At 33.9% G+C, this 20,465-nt stretch carries 20 protein-coding genes; 3 read left to right on the plus strand and 17 right to left on the minus strand.

All coding sequences use genetic code 11. The annotated features are described in order from the left end of the window. Positions 1-34: 34 nt before the first annotated feature. The 11 genes from DWZ76_RS01885 to DWZ76_RS01935 all read right to left on the minus strand — a co-directional run bounded on the left by DWZ76_RS01885 (position 35) and on the right by DWZ76_RS01935 (position 10,735). Positions 35-826, minus strand: a complete 792-nt coding sequence (locus DWZ76_RS01885) for a sugar phosphate isomerase/epimerase family protein (protein ID WP_118471608.1) — start codon at positions 824-826, stop codon at positions 35-37. Continuing rightward, positions 826-2,943, minus strand: a complete 2,118-nt coding sequence (locus DWZ76_RS01890) for a hypothetical protein (RefSeq protein WP_118471610.1) — start codon at positions 2,941-2,943, stop codon at positions 826-828. The genes DWZ76_RS01885 and DWZ76_RS01890 overlap by 1 nt, the downstream gene beginning before the upstream one ends. After that, complete coding sequence (locus DWZ76_RS01895) at positions 2,930-3,853, minus strand: sugar nucleotide-binding protein (RefSeq protein WP_118471612.1); 924 nt, start codon at positions 3,851-3,853, stop codon at positions 2,930-2,932. The genes DWZ76_RS01890 and DWZ76_RS01895 overlap by 14 nt, the downstream gene beginning before the upstream one ends. 9 nt (positions 3,854-3,862) lie before the next feature. Then, positions 3,863-4,801, minus strand: a complete 939-nt coding sequence (locus DWZ76_RS01900; protein ID WP_118471614.1) for a glycosyltransferase — start codon at positions 4,799-4,801, stop codon at positions 3,863-3,865. Continuing rightward, on the minus strand, positions 4,791-5,924 hold the full coding sequence (locus DWZ76_RS01905; RefSeq protein WP_118471616.1) for an FAD-dependent oxidoreductase: 1,134 nt from the start codon (positions 5,922-5,924) through the stop codon (positions 4,791-4,793). The genes DWZ76_RS01900 and DWZ76_RS01905 overlap by 11 nt, the downstream gene beginning before the upstream one ends. 313 nt (positions 5,925-6,237) lie before the next feature. Next, positions 6,238-6,477, minus strand: coding sequence for a helix-turn-helix domain-containing protein (locus DWZ76_RS01910; protein WP_005946862.1), 240 nt, complete (start codon positions 6,475-6,477; stop codon positions 6,238-6,240). A gap of 4 nt (positions 6,478-6,481) precedes the next feature. Continuing rightward, a complete protein-coding gene (locus tag DWZ76_RS01915) occupies positions 6,482-6,901 on the minus strand; it encodes a sigma-70 family RNA polymerase sigma factor (protein ID WP_008728841.1) in 420 nt (139 codons plus the stop codon). Positions 6,902-7,092: 191 nt separating this feature from the next. Further along, positions 7,093-8,478 (minus strand): MATE family efflux transporter, encoded by a 1,386-nt coding sequence (locus DWZ76_RS01920; RefSeq protein WP_008728838.1) that lies wholly within the window; start codon positions 8,476-8,478, stop codon positions 7,093-7,095. A gap of 75 nt (positions 8,479-8,553) precedes the next feature. Beyond that, entirely contained in the window at positions 8,554-9,114 is a 561-nt protein-coding gene (locus DWZ76_RS01925; protein ID WP_008728836.1) for a TetR/AcrR family transcriptional regulator, read from the minus strand. A gap of 23 nt (positions 9,115-9,137) precedes the next feature. Beyond that, positions 9,138-9,824 (minus strand): methyltransferase domain-containing protein, encoded by a 687-nt coding sequence (locus DWZ76_RS01930; RefSeq protein ID WP_223380606.1) that lies wholly within the window; start codon positions 9,822-9,824, stop codon positions 9,138-9,140. Between the two features lie 275 nt (positions 9,825-10,099). Continuing rightward, on the minus strand, positions 10,100-10,735 hold the full coding sequence (locus DWZ76_RS01935) for a helix-turn-helix transcriptional regulator (RefSeq protein WP_005946876.1): 636 nt from the start codon (positions 10,733-10,735) through the stop codon (positions 10,100-10,102). 484 nt (positions 10,736-11,219) lie between these two features. Between DWZ76_RS01935 and DWZ76_RS01940 the strand changes: the two genes are divergently transcribed. From DWZ76_RS01940 to DWZ76_RS01950, 3 genes are all read left to right on the plus strand, one after another. Then, positions 11,220-12,281: a replication initiation factor domain-containing protein gene (locus DWZ76_RS01940; RefSeq protein ID WP_268885626.1), complete on the plus strand. Its 1,062-nt coding sequence runs from the start codon at positions 11,220-11,222 to the stop codon at positions 12,279-12,281. Further along, positions 12,281-12,484 carry an excisionase gene (locus DWZ76_RS01945; RefSeq protein ID WP_002610247.1) on the plus strand — a complete coding sequence of 68 codons (204 nt, stop codon included), beginning with the start codon at positions 12,281-12,283 and terminating at the stop codon, positions 12,482-12,484. Before DWZ76_RS01940 ends, DWZ76_RS01945 begins: the two co-directional genes overlap by 1 nt. A gap of 78 nt (positions 12,485-12,562) precedes the next feature. Further along, positions 12,563-13,756, plus strand: coding sequence for a site-specific integrase (locus DWZ76_RS01950; protein ID WP_017143963.1), 1,194 nt, complete (start codon positions 12,563-12,565; stop codon positions 13,754-13,756). A 207-nt stretch (positions 13,757-13,963) separates the two neighbouring features. On the opposite strand, the gene DWZ76_RS01960 is transcribed toward DWZ76_RS01950, so the two are convergent. The 6 genes from DWZ76_RS01960 to DWZ76_RS01985 all read right to left on the minus strand — a co-directional run bounded on the left by DWZ76_RS01960 (position 13,964) and on the right by DWZ76_RS01985 (position 20,333). After that, positions 13,964-14,878 (minus strand): sugar phosphate nucleotidyltransferase, encoded by a 915-nt coding sequence (locus DWZ76_RS01960; protein WP_118471618.1) that lies wholly within the window; start codon positions 14,876-14,878, stop codon positions 13,964-13,966. A 55-nt stretch (positions 14,879-14,933) separates the two neighbouring features. Further along, positions 14,934-15,587, minus strand: coding sequence for an MAE_28990/MAE_18760 family HEPN-like nuclease (locus tag DWZ76_RS01965; protein ID WP_118471620.1), 654 nt, complete (start codon positions 15,585-15,587; stop codon positions 14,934-14,936). Beyond that, complete coding sequence (locus DWZ76_RS01970) at positions 15,556-16,668, minus strand: DUF262 domain-containing protein (RefSeq protein WP_207663644.1); 1,113 nt, start codon at positions 16,666-16,668, stop codon at positions 15,556-15,558. Before DWZ76_RS01970 ends, DWZ76_RS01965 begins: the two co-directional genes overlap by 32 nt. Positions 16,669-16,740: 72 nt before the next feature. Then, the gene (locus DWZ76_RS01975) at positions 16,741-17,982 is read right to left on the minus strand and encodes a glycosyltransferase (RefSeq protein WP_118471622.1); all 1,242 of its coding nucleotides are present in this window, start codon (positions 17,980-17,982) and stop codon (positions 16,741-16,743) included. Beyond that, a complete protein-coding gene (locus tag DWZ76_RS01980; protein ID WP_118471791.1) occupies positions 17,945-18,916 on the minus strand; it encodes a glycosyltransferase in 972 nt (323 codons plus the stop codon). The genes DWZ76_RS01975 and DWZ76_RS01980 overlap by 38 nt, the downstream gene beginning before the upstream one ends. A gap of 10 nt (positions 18,917-18,926) precedes the next feature. Beyond that, positions 18,927-20,333 carry a glycosyltransferase family 2 protein gene (locus DWZ76_RS01985; RefSeq protein ID WP_118471624.1) on the minus strand — a complete coding sequence of 469 codons (1,407 nt, stop codon included), beginning with the start codon at positions 20,331-20,333 and terminating at the stop codon, positions 18,927-18,929. Positions 20,334-20,465 lie beyond the last annotated feature (132 nt).

Here is a 20,465-nt window from a genome sequence, read left to right on the forward strand (position 1 = left end):
GCCATCTGCCCCCCCCCCCGAACGCAAGTTCTCATCATACTCTATACACCTCCGCAATATATTTTGTTGTTTCTTCAAGTATTTCCGCATTGTCAACTTTCCCCATTTCAATAGACACAAAGCCCATATATCCTTCAGACAACAAGATATCTTTAAGCTTACTATGAATTTCCCTACTTTCGATCGGCTTAAGCCCCGGTTCACTGATATGAACATGGTTGATTAAACCTACATTTCCAACAAGTTCATCTATATCTTCCTGATTATAAATCATTGTTCCAACATCCAGATTGAGCTTAAAACCATCCGAATTTACTTTTCGAATCAGTTCAATCGCTGCTCTGGTATCATTGATATAGTTTGTATTGTAGATAATAGGATTTGCTTCCATTCCAATCACAGTTTCTCTGGATGCAGCATAATCACCTAAGATCTTAAAGAATTCCACACCTTTCGCAGAATCAGCGCCATCCGGTAAATTACGATTTCGCGGGCAGCCGAAAACAAGATTCTTGCATCCGATAACGGATGCAAAATCTATCGCTTTTTTCGTATATGTCACAAGTGCATTAAACTCCTCTTGCGTACCAAATATTTTTTCTTGCCTTCCATACCAAATGGACTGCATTGACGGTACAACGAAACCATACTGTTCCTTTATTTTTTTTGCCCATTCTCCCGCCTCTTTTAAATGGTCATAAGGATTCTCCGGGAAAATTCTAGTCGGGGCAATTTCTAATCCGGAAAAACCATATTTTTTCATCATTTCATAAACACGACTGTCCTGTTTACTTAACCAGCCTATATTTGATATTGATAACTTCATTATTCTATCACCTGATATTCCCTTACTGATACATCATCAAGTTTTTCGTCTGTATATATTCTGATATATCCTGCAACTTCCTCAACATCTGTTATTCTTGTGACACTTCCATCTTGGAGTTGCAATTCCTTTCCTTTAATATAATAATTTTCTAAGTCCAAATTATTTATTAAAAAGCAATTTTCCAAATTACTATAACCACAATTCCAGTCATTATCTGTGTAATCAGAAAGATATAACATTTTCGGTCTTGATATGAATGAACTAGTTTCAATCGTTCTTTCCCAGAAACGAGTATCCCCATAATATTGTCCAAATTCAATCTTTTCCACTTCCTGTTTTGGCATATCCATCACAGCTACCGAATTTTTCCAAAATGATGTAGCTATCTTTATTAATTCGTATTTGAAATCACTATTTATCATATCTCCATCCAGAGGAAAATAATGAAGAAAATATGTGTATATTTCATCTGCTCCAGGCAAATTAACAAAATATAGTTTTCCATCTAAATAATAAACATAATTCTTTCCATTTTCACAAAGCAGAGTTCCCTCCTTCGTTATATTTTTCACTATATTATCCCCGACTTTAGTGTATTCACCATATGTTCCACAGAATGAAACAATTGCTAATATTGGTAACAAGCATATCATAATTTTCTTTAAAATTTTATTTCTAAAACACAAATCAGCAGAGAGCGAAAAAATAATAAGGAACAATAATAACCAAGACGGAAAGTAATACCTAAATTCAAATGATTGTGTATTTAAAATATAAGCACCATAATAAAATACAGCGATGCCAAAACTTGCCTCATATATATTTATATTTTCTTTCTTTCCCCCACACTTAAATCTCCAAATTAATATTAACACTAACGCAACTGTGAACATCAACCATGGAATTCTAAAAATAATCATAAAATTCATAAATGCTAGAAAGAAATCCACATATGCCAAGCGTTGTTTACAATCATTGTATCCAAACTGGCTCATACTATTATCTCTGTTATAGTCATACTCAGCCATCCTAAGAGGTTGATTTATACCAAGGCTATGAGAAATAAAGTTCCATTTTACTTTTAGACAATCCTTAGGCTCTGATATCCATAAATGTATATATTTGCTTAAAACCTTTTTTGTATTTTCCGATTTTGAAACATCTTCCGTATTAAAAGGATTTCCCCACCAAATATCATTAATCGAAGAATATTCTCCAGTATATGAATTATTAGCTACAGCCGTAGCTGTCGCTTCTTTCCCAAATACATCATCTAAATATGTAATGTATTGGCTCTGTTTTTCTTCATCCATCGACTGGATAGTAGATACCATTTCCCAAATTAATGATCCTGCATATGATGACATAGTATCAATATTCAATGCTTTAGGAACAGCCAATGCCATAATAGTACCAATGCATATTGAACAAATTATCATTGTAGACTTAATTACTTTTCGTTCCTTTAGAATTACTATTAAAATTAATATAGGAATTATTGTAAATGCATTAGCCCTATATCCAAGACAAACATATGATGAAAATATCAGTAATACTATAGTAATGATTTTGTCAAAGTAACTACTTAAAGAGTCCCATTTCCATACTAACAGCAATATACCCATAATTGCCGTTACACAACCAACGCTTGCCTCATAATAAACTCCAAAAGCCCATAAGACCGGATTTAATGTAATACAGAGCCGGTTCCATCTTCTATGTCCCTCATTTGTTAAACCATCACCCATTATATATGTCGAGAGGAACAATAAAAAACACTGAACAAACGTATACAAAACAACACTTCCGACAATCTGTTCAGAAAGCAAAATGAAAAATGAAGGCGTAATCGTGAGCCAAGAAGCTAAATTTGTCATAGATACATTTCCAACATTAAATGCATGAATGGCAGTTTTCAGTTCAGATGTCACACCTATTCTCGCATATGAATCTGAATACATAATTCCCGGATATGTTAATATGGTCAAAAATATAGCAATCAAGATGGATATTAACAGCATTCCTTTATTCTCTAAAATCCAACGTTTATATTTTGATTCATTTATCTCCTGTTTGAACCTTTCAGAAATATTGTAAAATTTAAGCATATACATGTATAAACTCCCAGATCTGTTTCAACACTCTTTTCTTTCTAATAATATATCCGTTACTTCCTCCATATGTTCTGTCATAGATGGTTCTATAATCATAATCCGCCGGTACACTACCCAGTTCGTTAGTAAATTTTTCTCCTGTAAGATATTCATAAACTTCTCCAGCTGATACCGGTTCCGTGGCTGGATGCCATAATTTTATTCCTTTTGAAAGTGCAATATTAATATCTCTCCAAAGATTTCCCAGATTATAGAACTGATATCTGCTTCGACTGTCTGTGAAGTTAAGTGCCGAAAATCCGAGCTGTCTAAACTTTTCTTTCAGCATTGCCTTATCTTTCTCTAGAACATTCACCTTATAAAAACCATTTTCCTGCAAAACATAAAATTTTGTTAATTCTGGATCACGCTGTGCTAATTCTTCAATTTTTTCTTTTTTTAACATGAACGGAATCACATTCATAAAATCATAGATAAAATTCTTTTTAATATTCTTTCCAAAAAGCCCCGGAAGCCTGATAATCAAAGCATCCGGATAATTTTTTCTAACCCAGAGTTCTAATTGGTATCGATTGTATCCATAAGCATGAAGATTTTCTGTGTCAATGACAGAATCCTCATCAACCGCTTTTGGTGTCTTAAATACATCTATCGTAGATATAAGTACCAATTTTTTGGGACTGATCTTCTTTATATTCTCCTCCGCCTGATAAATTAACTCCATATCTTTTTCCGGTGCATTATTCGCCAGATACTTTTCAGCTCTAAGCCCCGCATAAATCAATAAATCCGGATATGTCCCATACGCATCCTCTATATTTTTCGAATTATAAACCGAGTCAATTTCCTTACCTGCTGCATCATAAATATTGCTTCCTACAAAGCCCGTATATCCCACTAGTGCCTTCATTTCATTCTCCTATTTCGTCAATTTTTCTATTCCCTCAAAACTATAATGTTTGCGTTTGAAAACCAGTTCTACGATCAACTGTAAATATTTAATAACAATGGTCAGGATTCCGAAAAGTCCAAAGAACGCAACCGAAAGGAACAGAACCGTCGTCGTCCATCCTGCAACTGGATTTGCCGTTGCATAAATCACAACCGAATAAACACTCATAAATAATGACATAAGCATCATTAATGCTGTCATAATCTTCGAAAAACTATATCCCATCTCTGTAAATAATATCAATGTATCAATCGCAAGCCCTGAACGATATCCTTTTTCCTCTTTATCAAAAGCCTGTTTTCCCGATTCGATTGTCTGATATTTGATATTGTCTGTTTTTAATCCACTATTTGCATAAATCGCTTTCCGGTACGGTACTGTTTTATTCATTGAGCTGATTCGGTTAATAACACGTCTGCTCAGTACACAAAAACTCTCCGTTCCCATCTTATAATTTAATGTCGTATAATGGTTAAAAACTTTATAAAAGAGTTTCGAAGTAAACCTTTCCTTTCTGTCTGGGGAAGCGCTTACAATGTCAAATCCTTCCAGAGAATGGCGATAAATTTCCATAATCACCCTTGGTTCAAAATCGAGGAACGTATTATCAAACTCGAACACAAAATCACCGATTGAAAGATCCACCCCCGCATTCATTGCAAGTTCCAATCCATGAAAATAGCTCATATTCACAACTGATACACTTGTATTAGATGCCTTTTTACTTGTTTCCTTAATAATATTTAAAGAACGATCCTCCGAAGCATCATTCACACAGATAATTTCAGAATGCTCAAAATTATCCTCCATCGTTTTAATTATCATATTCAAAAAATTTTCAATTCTATTTTCTGCATTATGCACATAAATAACGGCAGATGCAAAATTCTTCTCTTTATTCATCATCACTAAGCACCTCATCTAAATCATATACTGTATTTATCTTCCCCGACAAAACCCCAACAAAAGTTGGTTTTTCGGAGTATTTTCGAATAACGGTAGGTCTTGAATCATCAATTTCTGAGCTCATCAGAATCGGTTTCATTGAAAACAATGAGCTTCTATATTCAAATCCATAATCATCCAACATATATTTACGTGCCAAATTTGCCATGTACGGAAATGCCGTTACCGGTTTGGCCAAACAGTCATTACAATTTCCCAGATGGAACGTAGAACAGTAACCGCCACTTCTCTCCTGACACTCAAATATAGGAACCGCATCATAACTTGTGGTATGCGGTGTAAAGGTTACAGACGTAAGCGAATGAAAACCTGTCTTACCAAACGGCATAATGGAGAAGAACGGACCATCCATTACTGTAAATCCTATATCCTTCAATTTATCATTCACATCGCAAAGAATGATCTCGCACAACTCGTATTTTATACTAAACTTTTCAAATCCAACCATATCAAGGATCTGATTGGTTCCCGCATATGTCGCATTTAATACAAATCCTGATTTATATCTCTCTTTAGTATCTGTATTAATAACATAAGCATCTTGAAGTTTTTCAATGCTGATAATATTCACACCATATTTTATTTCTACGTGACCAGGAAATTTTTTCAACTCTTCCAGGAGATAATCCTTTAATATCATAGCATCGTATGTATATTCCCGAGTCCGAAATACCCCATCACACATACCTTCTTTAAAATAATTTCCGGGATTCAATTCTTCGCAGGGAATATTCGCTGCTTTGCAAAAAGCCTTGAACTGCTTACCGTCCGACCAGGAATATTGGCTAGATGTTGCGTATATCTGATCAAACTGCTTATTCACACAGAAAGCATAATCCTTATTAAACCGTTCAAAATATCCTGCCGACTTCATCGCGGTTGAAATTGATCTGGGATAATGATATCCTTGATGAACTCGTGCCTGATTAATATAGGTTGCTCTCCTAAAAGGAGTCGGGTCGCACTCCAAAACGATGACGTGCTGCCCTCTTTTTGCACAAAATAATGCAGAATAAAGTCCATATAACCCTGCACCAATAATTATCTTATCGTACTTTTCCATCCTCTCCGCTCCTTATGCCCATTTTTATTGCTTCTACAGATATCATAAAACAATGGATCTCTGCTAAAATAAAAAACAGTGACATCCTTTTTGTCACTGAAAATAAATAGATTAAATTATTTAAACATAAATTTTATATCTGATTTTTGATTATCCGCATAAACACTATACTTTCAAACATTTTGAAGTATAGAAAACTATTCATTTTACCACGAATTTACCACGATTGAATGAGCCTTGATATGACACAAAAACAACATGGGAGATAGCACAAATATCTGTGTATCTCCCGTTTTTCATTCATGTAGTATGATTATTTTACTCTGATTTCAAATTTCAAGATTGCTTTCATCATTTCTGTATGGATTTGACCTTTTAATTCTTCATCAACCTGCATAATGATTTTACCACTTTCAGAGTGGTAAAACGGACGCAAGCATAATTTACATATATAAGCGTCATAAAACTTCAAAATCTCTCTTATGGCAGTTTCATTTCCAGCAGACGCTTGACATATTACTTTTAATGTAGGGTAGCCATATTCTTTTTTCATTGGTTCAATTCCTTTCTTTCAATACTGTTTTTAGTTTCTTCAATCCGTTACTTCTTCTGCGATAAATAGCAGAACGTGATACATGATATAATTCGGCTATTTCTTGGTCGCTCATACTTTGAAAATAGCGTAATAGAATTACATCACGCTCTTTATTCGATAACTTATATAAAGCAACAGCAAGTTTCTCATTTGATATTTGAATTGTAAAATTCAAGACTTCAAACGAAATGTAATCACAAGAATAGTTATCCTTAGTTACACATTCAACATTTTTCGTATCTGATAATTCACAGAATAAAACTTCACGCTTAGAACGTCTTGCAAACTGTCTGTTTCTGTTTTTTACTGTGCATTTAATAACAGTCATCATCAAAGCATTAAACTGTATTCTAACGATATGCTCGAAAGAAGATGGGTTCATAATCTCACCTCCTTTCCGCATACGCTGAAATATATAAACGGAGATACCGTCTATATCTTTGGAAAATACAAAAAGAAGAACAAGAAAAAAGTCCGTACAAAATATACCGTCTGTACGAACTTTTAATATTGTAAAATATTTAGTTGTTGATAAAATGCTGTTAGGTAGTGCATAATCGTATAAGATTATTCCTAAAACTTTCCACAGCAGTTACTTTCAATGCTTTTATATCTTGCTTTTTTAGTCCTATCATAAAGTTTTCCATATAACCGCTTAATAATTTGATTACTTGTTAAAATAGTTATAATGCAGGCGACTATGTGACTGATTAAAATCGCTATCCAAACACCATTTAAATTTTCTGCCAGCCAAGATAATAGATAGGCAAAAGGAATACGAATAATAATATAGTAGAATATCATTAGTATCATACTTTTTGTTGGTTTTCCTATACCATTTAAAGTACCTAAGTAGCAACTAGTAATAGTGTAAAGAACATAACCGATACTAACAATTAAAAAATAATGGCTGACAACATTTGTTACAGCTACGTTGGAAACAAACAATTTTGCCAACTGTTTAGAGAAGAAAATAACAACTGCTGATAATACACTTGAAACAACAATACCATATTTTAACGCCAATTTCAGATAATTCTTTGCTCTGTCGATACGTTGTGCTCCAATACATTGCCCTACGATTGAAGTCAACACCATATTAAGAGCCATAGCAGGATAAAATAATATCATTTCTAATTTTCCAGCAACTCCGTAGCCAGCAATAGCAGAAATACTATAAGTACTAACAATAGCAGTTAAAAATGTTGTACTAATAGCAGGAATACTTTGTTGAATGACAGACGGCACAGCATTTTTTACAAACGGCATAATCTCTTTTGTATCAAAATCAGATAGTGAAAGGTTAAATAATTTTTTACGATAAATATAAATGCACATAAACGCCAAACAAATAATCTGTGATATTAAGGTTGCGATTGCCGCTCCGTGAAATCCAATTATGTTAATGAAAATAGGATCTAAAATAGCATTCAATAAAGTAGACACAAGCATTGCAACTGCTTGAAACATAGTATTGCCAAAACTTCTTAAAATGGCTGTAAAGTATAAATACAAATAAACTGCTACATATCCCAAAGCATATATAGATAAGTAATTTTTTGCCATATCAAAAATTTCAGTCGGTGTATTTAAAACTATCAAAATAGGCTCTAAAAAAATCTCCAACACAATTGTCATAAACACTGAAAGAATTATAGATACAAAAAAAGAAGTAACTATAATATTCTTTTTCTTTTGCTCATTTTTCGCACCAATTACCTGTGATAATAGAATGGCTAACCCGTTTGTTGCTCCCATACCAATTGAAGTTAAGATTAAAATAATAGGTGTCGAGTTTGTTAACGCTGCGTATGCCTGCTCACCTAACAAATTTCCAATCCAAAGACTGTCTACGAGATTATATGCCATATTTAAAAACATAGCTATTATCATAGGAACAGTCATTTCAAGTAAACATTTTTTTGTGTTTCCGTTTACAAAATCAATATTTTTGTTCATTTTAATTCCTCCTATTGAATGAAAATTATTCATTTAATTTATTTAAATATTCCCTGCCTTTTGGCAGGGGAAGATTTAAAGCCTAAACAAGTCCCTAAAAAATGCCTTTATCCGTGAACTCTTTTCTTTAATTGATATATCGGTATTTAAAATAATTCCTAGTTGTCCATATATGCAAAAACTGGCATACATTTCAACATCATTGACTTGTATTTCATTTGTGTAATTTGCTCTTTCAATAATTTCAGATACAATAGGAAAAAGTTTTTCACATACATTCAATGTTAATAAATTATGGAAATTTTTATTTTGGTTATTATGAAAAACTGGATAATATGTATCATCTTCTTGTTCTGCAAAAAGTATCATCTTCCGCAAAATATCTTTTAAACTATCCTTTTTTATATTTATATTTTTTGTCATATTGGCGACTAAAATATTTGAATATTCATTGATAGCAGACTGAAAAAGTACATCTTTTGATGGGAAATATCTATAACATAATCCTTGTGCTATTCCAATTTCTTTTGCTATGTCTGATATTGAAGTTTTTTCAAACCCATTTACACTAAATAATTTAATGGCTGTTTCTAAAATTTCTTGTTTACGTTCCTCTGGTTCTTTTGAAATACGCATTGTTTTCTTTCCTTTCTTGCGGTTTAATTATTGTATGCTATAATTAAACAAGATCTTGTGCCAAAAGATTTCCATTCAATTTCGTGGAAGTCTTTTGATAATAATAACAACATTTCCTTTTTTGAATAAATCTTTACATCTCCACTATTGCTGTGTTTCATATAGTAATTCATTATCTGTCTTGCTCCGATTGGTTGCCAACAATCACCGATAATGAAAACTCCATTTTGCTTTAAACACCTAGACACTTCTTTCTCTACAATATCTGGTTGTGGATAATGATGAAATGAGTCATTACATACAATGGCGTCAAAAGAACTATCTTCAAAAGGTAATCTCTCAGAGTCGCCTAAGATAAGTGTTGCATCATTTCCTAGTTTATTTTTTGCAATTTCAAGCATATTGGGAGATATATCTATTCCAAATAGTTGTTCTGCTATATTTAATTCTTTTATTTCTTTAAGTAACGCACCCGTTCCACAACCTAAATCTAATATAGAATGTATATTCTTATTTTTTAAATTTTCTATAATCGGCTTATAGAGTTTTCGAGCATGTTCCCCCTGAATATTTGTATCATAATCGGCAGCTTGCTTATCAAAAGTCTTTTGTGATTTTTGTTTCGTAATATTCATGTAATCAACTCCTTTCACTAAAATTATATCTCGTGAATGAACGATTGTCAATGAATAAAATTCATTGAATTTCATTCATTTCAAAGACGTGTATCTCTGATTTAAAATACACGCCTTTTTGATTACCCTACAATCTTCCAGTTACTATTCCTTATATAGCCCAAATTTGTACCGTGACAATTTCATTGATATTATCCGATTTACCACAAATCAAATTTTATCTTTTCTTCCTCTTGATTACCCTCCACAGAAAAGAAAAAGCCCTGTCAAGAGCCTTGCCACCATTGGTGGTGCTTTGCACTCTTTACTGGGCTTTTTGTTTGCTGTATCTTCTACAAAGAGGGAAAAAGTTATTCGTCCTCATCATCAAAATGGTTATTTTTCAATACTTCCCGTAATAATTCCATATCTTCTTTTGAATTGGGGTTTATCATTTTTACGACTTGATAAGGTGTCCTATATTTATGTCCCTCTATGCTTTCCCCGAACATATCCATGCTGTATAAATCATCATAGCGGTCTAACAGTTTTTGAAACTTCAAATGCTGGATAAATTCTTTGATTGGATAAAGGTCGGACGCTACAATACTTTTCCCGTTGATGTAGTCGGTAATATATTCCCGTAACTTTTCCAACTCATATTCCAGCCATTCTTCCTCGCTGTCAAAGAAGTTGTCATAATGTCCATGTTTTAGTTCTGCATTTAATCGTTCTTCAATTCTTAAAAACTGGCAGACTTCCTTTTCGGATTGATTAACATACTTCCATTCTCCCGATAATAATTCATTGGGCATTACACCCAGCACGTCCATTATCTTTTCTAATGTATCGAAGGTAGGAAAATTCACACCTCGTTCAATCTTGGAAAGGCTCTGCATATTGATACCGATTTTATCCGCAAGTTCCTGTTGTTTCATTCCTCTGTGTTTTCTTATGGTCTGTATGTTCTCTCCTAAGAAACTGATTTTCTTTTCGTAATGCTCCATAACTTAGTATAACCGCTCCTTTCGTTGCTTTTCTTGGTATTTATAAGCATATCATACTTAATCTACATCTAAAAGTCAACAAAAACTTCTTGACAAGTAATTCTAATGGCGTTATTATCGTATCAGATAGAGTGATTAAGCACGATAAGGTCAATCACACGCTTGAGTAAGCATAGAGAAGATACATTTTCACTTTGATAGCATGAATAAGCATGGACTATCAGACCGAAAATAGTGGTTTCCAAAAGGGGCTGGCTGGACGGGGCACGTCCCCCAGACGTGTTCGGACAGACAGTTCCTTTTGGAAAAGGAACGCCTAAAGGCGTTCGCAGAGGGCGTATATGTAACACCGCCCTGCGTATACATGTCATAGTACCTAGAAACTGTGATAAATAAAGGAAAAAACACGATTTTTACCCGCAAAAAACGGGGCATACGAAAGGAGCAATGCACTATAACTACACACAAAAATTTATCCGTTAAGATTGATTACATCAGCATTGTATTTGAAACGGCAACCGCTGAAGATATAATCATGCACATTTTAGATTTACCGACTGACATTTTCAATGTTTATCCAGCAATGATAAAATTCAAGACTTATCAAGCACGCTGGCAGATTGGAGATATTTATGTATCGGGGGACGCAAGAAAGACAGAGGATAACCCACAGGGGCTAGGCTGTTATCTTGTTATGACTGGCAGAGGTTGTGATGATATTTTCCGTATTCTCGACAGTAGGAATTATACCTTTGGGGATATGTTTCGACGCTGTGAGCGAAGATACGGACTGGATAACTTTCATTTCACAAGACTTGATATTGCCATTGATGATAAGAACGAAAAGCCATTCTTTACCATAGAGCAGATAAAGAAGAAATGCGAAAAAGAGGAATTTATTTCTAATAGTGAGGGCTACCACTTTGACGAAAGCAAGTTTGATGATTTCGACACCGCAAAGACTGTTTATATCGGTGCTGGTAAATCGGGATTATCCTACCGCTTTTATGATAAGGATAAGGAAGTCTGTTCAAAACATAATAAGACACTTGATGAAGTCGGCAGTTGGAAACGGACAGAAATGCAACTGCGTGATGATAAGGCTCATGTTTTTGCCATGACATTCAAAGACAGACCGCTGGAACTTGGGGAACTGGCTTTCGGGCTATTGGCAAACAACCTACGCTTTGTCGTGCCAAACAGAAATGAAAGTAATAAGAGCAGATGGAAAACGTGTCGGTTTTGGGAACGATTTTTAGGGGCTGTGGAAGTCTTGAAACTGCAAGTACCGAAACTACATAATTCCCTTGAGGAAACACAGCAATGGCTCACAGAGGGTGGCGTGATTTCTGCTGTCAAAAGTTTTTATTTCTTAGAAGAACATGATGCATTAGGTGGACTGGAAAAAGTGGGAACTATGCTTGACAGGGCAAGATACAGCAGTTCCCTTTCCAGTAAATTAACCGCCCACTTACAGAGGATAGACCGCACCGACCTTATCCCCTATATCCAGTATGACACGAAACATGGGAAAGGGGGTATCTGATGAATAACAACGATATTCCCGTATGGGAAAAATACACCCTTACCATTGAAGAAGCGTCAAAGTATTTCCGTATCGGAGAAAACAAGTTAAGACGCTTGGCAGAGGAAAACAAGGACGCTGGCTGGCTCATTATGAATGGCAACCGCATACAGATTAAACGCCGACAGTTTGAAAAGGTCATTGATAAATTGGACGCAATCTAATGCAAATGAGCCTTGTATGTGTTATGATGAATACAAGTCATATCAAGGCTCTTTCCAACAAGGAAAGGAGCAGACACCATGAAAGAAAAAAGACGGGATAGTAAAGAACGTATCCTGCATACTGGAGAGAGCCAACGAACAGACGGAAAATACTTATATAAATATGTAGACGCATTTGGAAACACAAAATATGTGTATGCTTGGAGATTGACACCCACAGACCCGACACCAAAGGGAAAACGGGAAAAACCCTCACTTCGTGAACTGGAACAGCAGATAAGACGGGATATTGAGGACGGTATCGACAGCACAGGCAAGAAAATGACGCTTTGCCAACTCTACGCCAAACAGAACGCACAGAGGGCAAATGTGAAGAAAAGCACACAGAAACAACGGGAACAACTCATGCGGTTATTGAAAGAGGACAAGTTAGGTGCTAGGAGCATTGATACGATAAAACCCTCTGACGCTAAAGAATGGGCGTTACGCATGAAAGACAAAGGCTTTTCCTATAACACTATTAACAACCATAAACGCTCGTTAAAAGCGTCATTCTATATCGCCATACAAGACGATTGTGTAAGGAAAAACCCTTTTAATTTCAAGTTAAGTGAAATCATAGAAAATGATACCAAAGAGAAAGTAGCATTGACAGAGGAACAGGAACAAGCCTTACTGTCATTCATCAAGACGGATAACGTGTATCACAAGTATTATGATGATGTGCTGATACTGTTAAAGACAGGACTTCGTATCTCGGAACTGTGCGGACTGACAGTAGCCGATATTGATTTCAAGAATGAGGTTGTGGTTATCGACCACCAGTTATTAAAGAGCAAGGAACAGGGCTATTATATTGAAACGCCTAAGACAAAGAGTGGAACAAGGCAAGTGCCATTAAGCAGAGAAACGATACAGGCATTTCAACGGGTCATAAGGAAACGCACAAAGGGGAAACTGATAGAGATAGACGGATACAAAGATTTTCTGTTCGTCAATCCGAAAGGCAATCCTAAAGTTGCGATTGATTACAACGCCTTATTTGTCCGTATGGTAAAGAAATATAACAAACACCACAAGGATAACCCCTTGCCACATATCACACCACATACGCTACGCCATACGTTCTGCACAAGACTGGCAAGCAAGAACATGAACCCGAAAGATTTACAGTATATCATGGGACATTCAAACATCAGTATCACAATGAACTGGTATGCTCATGCGTCCATAGATACCGCAAAATCAGAGGTTCAGCGTCTAATCGCATAAGAAGTATTTACCACGATTTTAACCACGCTTGATAGCGAAAATATAAGAAGATAGACCTAGATATGTGAGGTTTACCACAAAAGCAAAATGCCCGTAGAGCCTATAAAATAAGGCTTTGCGGACATTTAAGAAGATATAAAAAGATAGTCAAAAAGACATATATGATTTTGTAAAAACTACTTGCTAATTTTTTTCTTGGATTTAAAATTACTTCCATAAGTTTACCGGATACAGGTCCTTCTCTATCATTAATGAAAAACCTTTCTGTGCCGGTTCAATATCTTCCTTATATGTAATCCCAATCCACCTATCAGATGTACCTAAAACCTTTACCGACGCAGCTCTCTTCTCCAATAACTCCGCCACAATATTCGGAAGCAGATATTCCTTTTTCTGTGGATTGTCATTCAGTTTATCTAAGAATCCAGAAAATCCCTCATCTATATACTGAAGGAAGTCCGGATATCCGGCCCACATATTCATAGATACCATCGTATCTAATGTAACCCATCTACTAACTTCTTCATTATCACACTGAATCTTCCCATTTGCGCTCTGAATTCCCGTTGTCTCGATAACTTTCTCCAGATATCCATCTTTATCTGCTACACAAATGCCTCTCGTAACAGTTCCATTCTCACTCAAAGTATTTTTTAAGGAAAATCCTGCCATCGCAAGATTTATCTTATCTTTATCTGCATTTCCTGAAACTAGGAAATCATGAAGTTTTACAAATGCTTCTTTCCCATAGTAATCATCTGCATTAATAATCACAAATGGCTCCTTCACAACATCCTTACAAGCCAGGATCGCCTGTCCTGTTCCCCATGGTTTTACACGTCCTTCCGGAACCTGATAACCTCCCGGCAAATCTTCCAGTTCCTGATATACATACTCTACCGGCATGACTTTTGATAAGCGATCTCCAATCACTTCTTTAAACTCTGCCTCGATAGCCTTTCGAATTACAAAGACAACTTTTGTAAATCCCGCTTCTTTCGCATCGTAAATCGAAAAATCCATAATAATCTCCCCATTGGGAGCCATCTTGGCTAACTGCTTGATACCGGTTCCGAAGCGGGAACCGATACCTGCCGCCATAATAATAAGGGTAGTTTCCATTTTTCCTCCGTAAATAATCCATTTCTATACTCATCAAAAATTCATATATGTATTTTCATTGCTGTTTAATATTGCTTTTCAATATTTTATCTATAAATTTTTCATACTCTTCTATTATATATTCCATATAATTTTTAACCGAGTTTATATTTTTCTTTATCTCATCTAACGTAATATCTTGGCTCGCATTTACAAATGTTTTCTCTCCATGCGCCAAACTATTTCTCTTATTTTTTACTATCAAAAGAAATTTGTCTGATTCTTTATTTACAATCTGTATTCCTATATTTTCAGAAATTTTTCGAATCTCTCTTGCATCTAAATTACCTGAAAACAATTTCAAATATCTGCTCAACTCCAGATAACTAATTTCGCATATTTTTTCTTTTTCACTCTCATATAATTTCTTTAATTCATTCTCTTTAGAACCAATACGTTTTAGATGATATTTATAAATTAAATTTTGAAAAGCTTCCGGTAATTTATCAACCGGAAGCTTTTTTTCGCAAACACTATCAAATAATTCTGTCAGCAAATTACTCATCGTTCCCTCAATCGCATTGTACACCATCAAAAGTAACGATGATTTCAAAAGAAGCTGATTTTCAATCTTTTTATTCTCATCCAGTTCTAGGATTCGTATCATTAAATCCATATCATTGAAACGACTTTCTAAATCATTCCTTGCGGCAATCAACTGCTTCCCCATATTTTAACAATCCTTCTTTTATATAATCAATTCTCGTTCGAATTGTTTTTGCTCTATGTGTTTGATATCTTCCGGAAACAGAAGTAATAAATTTATCATCTGTCAGCAATAATTTTGCTTTTTCCTTTGAAACAGACAAATTTTCTTTATCTTTTAATGCCAGATATGCACCAACTGACAATGCCTCAAAATATGGTCTTGCCACCTGCCGTGCTTTCTCATTTTTTGCAAAACCATAGGGATAATATTTTTCTACAAAGTCCATGGTAATTTCAAATCGATGCTGCATTTCTTTTTTCATTGTATCATCAAAAGAAGCATTTTTATCTCGCATATACTCGTCTAATTGTTTCGATATTCCTTTTGAATCACTATACTTTGGATACCATTCGGAAAAGGCAAAGAAACGCAGCAAAAGTTCTTCCCCTTCCTGGCGTTTTTCCAACCATTTTGCAATTGGTGTCAATTTTTTAAATCTTTCATCCGCAGCTAATTGACAAATGAAGTCGTTAAATTTTCCAGTATAAATTCCTTTTCGATATTCCATATCTTTCAACAAATCACTGCCCCGGTTAATCCGTTCGAAAATATCATTTTTCGTTTCATCCGTTGTGCGTTCTGATAAGACAATCATTTTTAAAGAAATATTTTTAAATTTTCTCTGACGGGATATACTTAAGTCTGTAAACTTTAAATTATTCAAATCCGGTACTTTTTCAAGCCCTCTGATTTTTAAATTATCATTGATATATGCTGCCAACGTTCGAATTCTCTGCGATCCATCAACAATTTCATAACGCCCCTCCGAAGTCTCGGCCAAAAATATATACGGAATTGGCAATCCTATCATCAAAGACTCTATAAAACGAGATTGCCTGTTTTCATCCCATACAAACTCACGCTGATATTCCGGCACAAAAAACTCATTCTCATCTTTTTCCAAACCATTCAGATACTTTTGAACGATGATCTCAATCGTATATTCTTTTATATCAAATGCAACATTTCTCTGCTGATCATCTATCTCTTTCTCCAGCATATTCATAAATGCCTCACCAGAAATGTTTCTGCTATCCTTCATAAACGTTCACTCTCCCCCTCTCCACTGATAACTGATTTTTTGTGCCTATAATTAATTTTTCTACTTTTTTATTCATCCTTGATTCCTTTTATTATGATATTTTATACTTTTATTAACTGTTGCCTTTATCCCAAAATCCACCAAACTATTTCTCACCATTTCTAATTTTCTTGTCGAATAAATTTTCATCATTTCATCTAGTACAAAAATCAAAGTTCTGTTAATTATCCCCGGATTTTTCACTTGTTCCTTGTCAATATCATTCAAGCATCCATCAAACTCAGAAAATATTTTTTCATAAATCAAATTCACATCGCAAAACTTATAACTCTCCCGTAACCACTCGTACTCTGGTTCGATATATTTTGCATATTGAAATGACGTCCTCACTTTTTCATTATTTACAATAATGGATATAAAATTTTTAATTTCGTCTTTTGTAAGGTTATTATTACTTGTAAAAGCTTTTAAGCATTGTATCACTTTTGCAATTGTGTATTCAGAAATATGAATTTTTTCATTGTCCGATAATGCTATATTACGTTTTAAAAGCTTTTCAAATTCCTCTATTAGCATTATTTGATTTTCAAATATATCTAACCGTTTTATCTTCGTTAAAGCACAAGAATTCGCTTGAATATAATAATATAATTTTTCTTCAAGGAACACTGCCCCATTAATATTTTCATAATAATTCATATTAAATAGGAAATCTTCTCCTAATGTTATTTCTTCTGGAAATTTTATTCCTTTATTTACTATAATTTCTCTTTTATATAATTTATTCCACGGACCTTCCAACATAGCTGTTTTCCATAAAAGATAGGCTATATTTTCAAAAAATATCTTTCTGCTCAAAACACATTGTTTTCCCATCCCCTCAGAACTACATATTTTTATATCTTGTGGCATATTATTTTTTAATGTAATTATCTTTGCTCCGCAAAAAACAACATCCATTTGATAGACTTCCATTGCGCGAACCAATTTCTCCACCATATTATTCGCTATAACATCATCTGAATCAACAAACTGCAAATAATATCCCGTTGCATTTTCAATTCCAATGTTTCTTGCATGACTCACTCCAGAATTTTGAATATCTATTACTTTTACTCTTGGATCTATCTCTGCATAATTATTGCAAATATTTATAGAGTCATCTTTTGAACCATCATTTACTAATATCACCTCAATATTCGTATATGTTTGACTCAATATTGAATTTATACAATATCCCAAATATTTTTCGCTATTATAAATGGGTACCACTATACTAACCTTTTTCATTTTGTTTTCTATATGTTTTTTCATACTTTTTCAACCCTTTTTCACTTATTAATTTAAAAGCATTTAAATACTCTTCATTTACTTCTTTATCACTCAAAAAGACAACATCTTTTTTTACCTGTTTTAAAAGGAGTTTTAATTTTTCTCCCGAAATATTATTTAAATAACATTTATGTAAACTTTCCAATACATACCAACAATATATATTGTTCATCTTCAAATACAATTCAGCCAAGTTGTTCTTATAAAAAAATTCCATCCGTTCTCTAAAAGCCCAACATGCATCTAAATTATCTTCTCTAAATTTTTTTCCTGTAATACTATCTTCTCGTCTTCTATCATAATTATATTTAGAAACATCTACATAAACCAACTTATTTGCATTATAAAAATATTTATATGTTGTATATTCGTCCTCATGTAATTTTCCCTTTGGATAACGTATATCTCCCAAAACGTCTCTTTTATATAATTTATTCCACGCTACAGGCTTAAACCATCTCCAATCAAGCATCGCCTCCAACGCTAGAATTCTATCTCCCTCTACCACTTTCGCCGAACAATTTGTTTCTTCTTCAATTCTGTCAGTGCAAATATTCCTATAACTACACTCTGCAATATCTGCATTATATTTTTTTAACACTCGATATAATAGAGCTATCATATCTAAGTCCAACCAATCATCACTATCAACAAATACAATATAATTACCAGATGCCATTTCGATTCCTACATTCCTTGCATCTGATAATCCTCCGTTATTTTTATGTATCACCTTTATTCTAGGATCTGTTTTAGCCATCTCATCGCACATAGCTCCACATAAATCTGGCGAACCATCATCTACCAATATGATCTCCAAATTTTGAAACGTTTGTTTTTGTACAGATTCAACACATCTTTCCAGATATTTTTCCACTTTATATACAGGAATAATTACACTGACCAGTTCTTCCATCACATTCACCCTATTTTTCCCCCACTACAACTTTTTCCAATTTTTCACAACATTTTAAAAAGAATAATTTTATAGCAAACAACAAATTATCCTTTATATTCATTTCCATCAAAATAACACCATATGATTTTAACAAGAGTTTATCTAACCACGTATTATGTATATCCGATGACATATTCAAGCATATTTTAATATTATACATTTGAATTATTTTCTTAATCTCTTCTGCTCTGCTCTCATATTTATCCCAATTAGCCAATCTCGCATCTGGAATTAAAATAAATGATTCAACATTATATAATGAATTTTCATCAGTTAATAAAACGACTTTGTTACCATTCTTTTCTAAAAATTTCTTTTGATTCTCGACCATCTTTCGTTTGATTTTCGAATCAACTCCTCTGCAATAAATTCCTACTGTATCTTTTTTTTCCTCTCCAAACACTCCCGCCTTTTCTCGTATAAAATCATCATTTTCAAAGTTAGTTCTAGCTATAGCAGATACAATCTTACTTGGCTCCCAGTATTTTAAAAGAATTCTATAGCCTTCACTCGAATCATCTGATTTTAATTTATTAATCCAACAATCTACGCAGTCCCACAATATTTTATTTGAAAAACTTTGAAATATTGTTTGGTATTCTTCCATCTTCTTTTCTCTTTTTAAAAAGGCTTGAACCTCCTGTACCACTATCGCACCTGTACAACGATTTTCAAACCGCTTCAAATCTAATATATCTCCACCTGTTATTCCAATTCCCAAATTATAATTATAATATTTCTCCTCTTGTATCCCTAAATAGGAATTTGCATAAAATGCCATGATGAAAAAAGCATATTGGTCCTCCGCTGCAATCATTTTTTGATCACTTAGCTGAGAAAATGACTTTTTACACAAAGCCGCATCCCACATTTTATCTGTTATATTAAAATCAAATTTTCCCTCAACATAACACTTTTCCAATATATCTTTTCCACATATATTATGAGGATATGGGGTTAGGAAATTTTCAACCCAATTAACCATTGTTTTTGATGTGTTTCTTGACGGAATAATATTTGTACCAAAATGGAGAATATCCACTTTTTCTTTTTTTATCTTTTTATATAATTCTTCACATGCATTCGATTTTAAACTATCATCACTATCGACAAACAATATATATTCTCCATTTGCAACCTCTACGCCATGTTTCCTAGCTTGCCCTGTTCCAAAATTGTGTTTATGATTAATGATTTTAATTCTTCGATCATTATTCGCCTTTTTTTCTACTACTGTTAATGACGCATCTGTAGATGCATCATTAACACAAATAATTTCTATATCTGTAAGTGTTTGTTTTAGCAAAGAATCCAAACATCTCTCTACATAATTTTCCGTATTATAGATTGGAACAACAATTGACACTTTTACCATATCATCTCTCCATGCTCAACTATAAATTTTTATTCATTTCTTTTTAGCGTATATTCATTCCTTCTCCACCATTGTTAAACACACACAACAAATACATTTTATAAAATATTTAAAACAGGACTTAGGCATTAT

Source organism: Clostridium sp. AF35-15 (assembly GCF_003477745.1).
Lineage (GTDB): Bacteria > Bacillota > Clostridia > Lachnospirales > Lachnospiraceae > Otoolea > Otoolea fessa.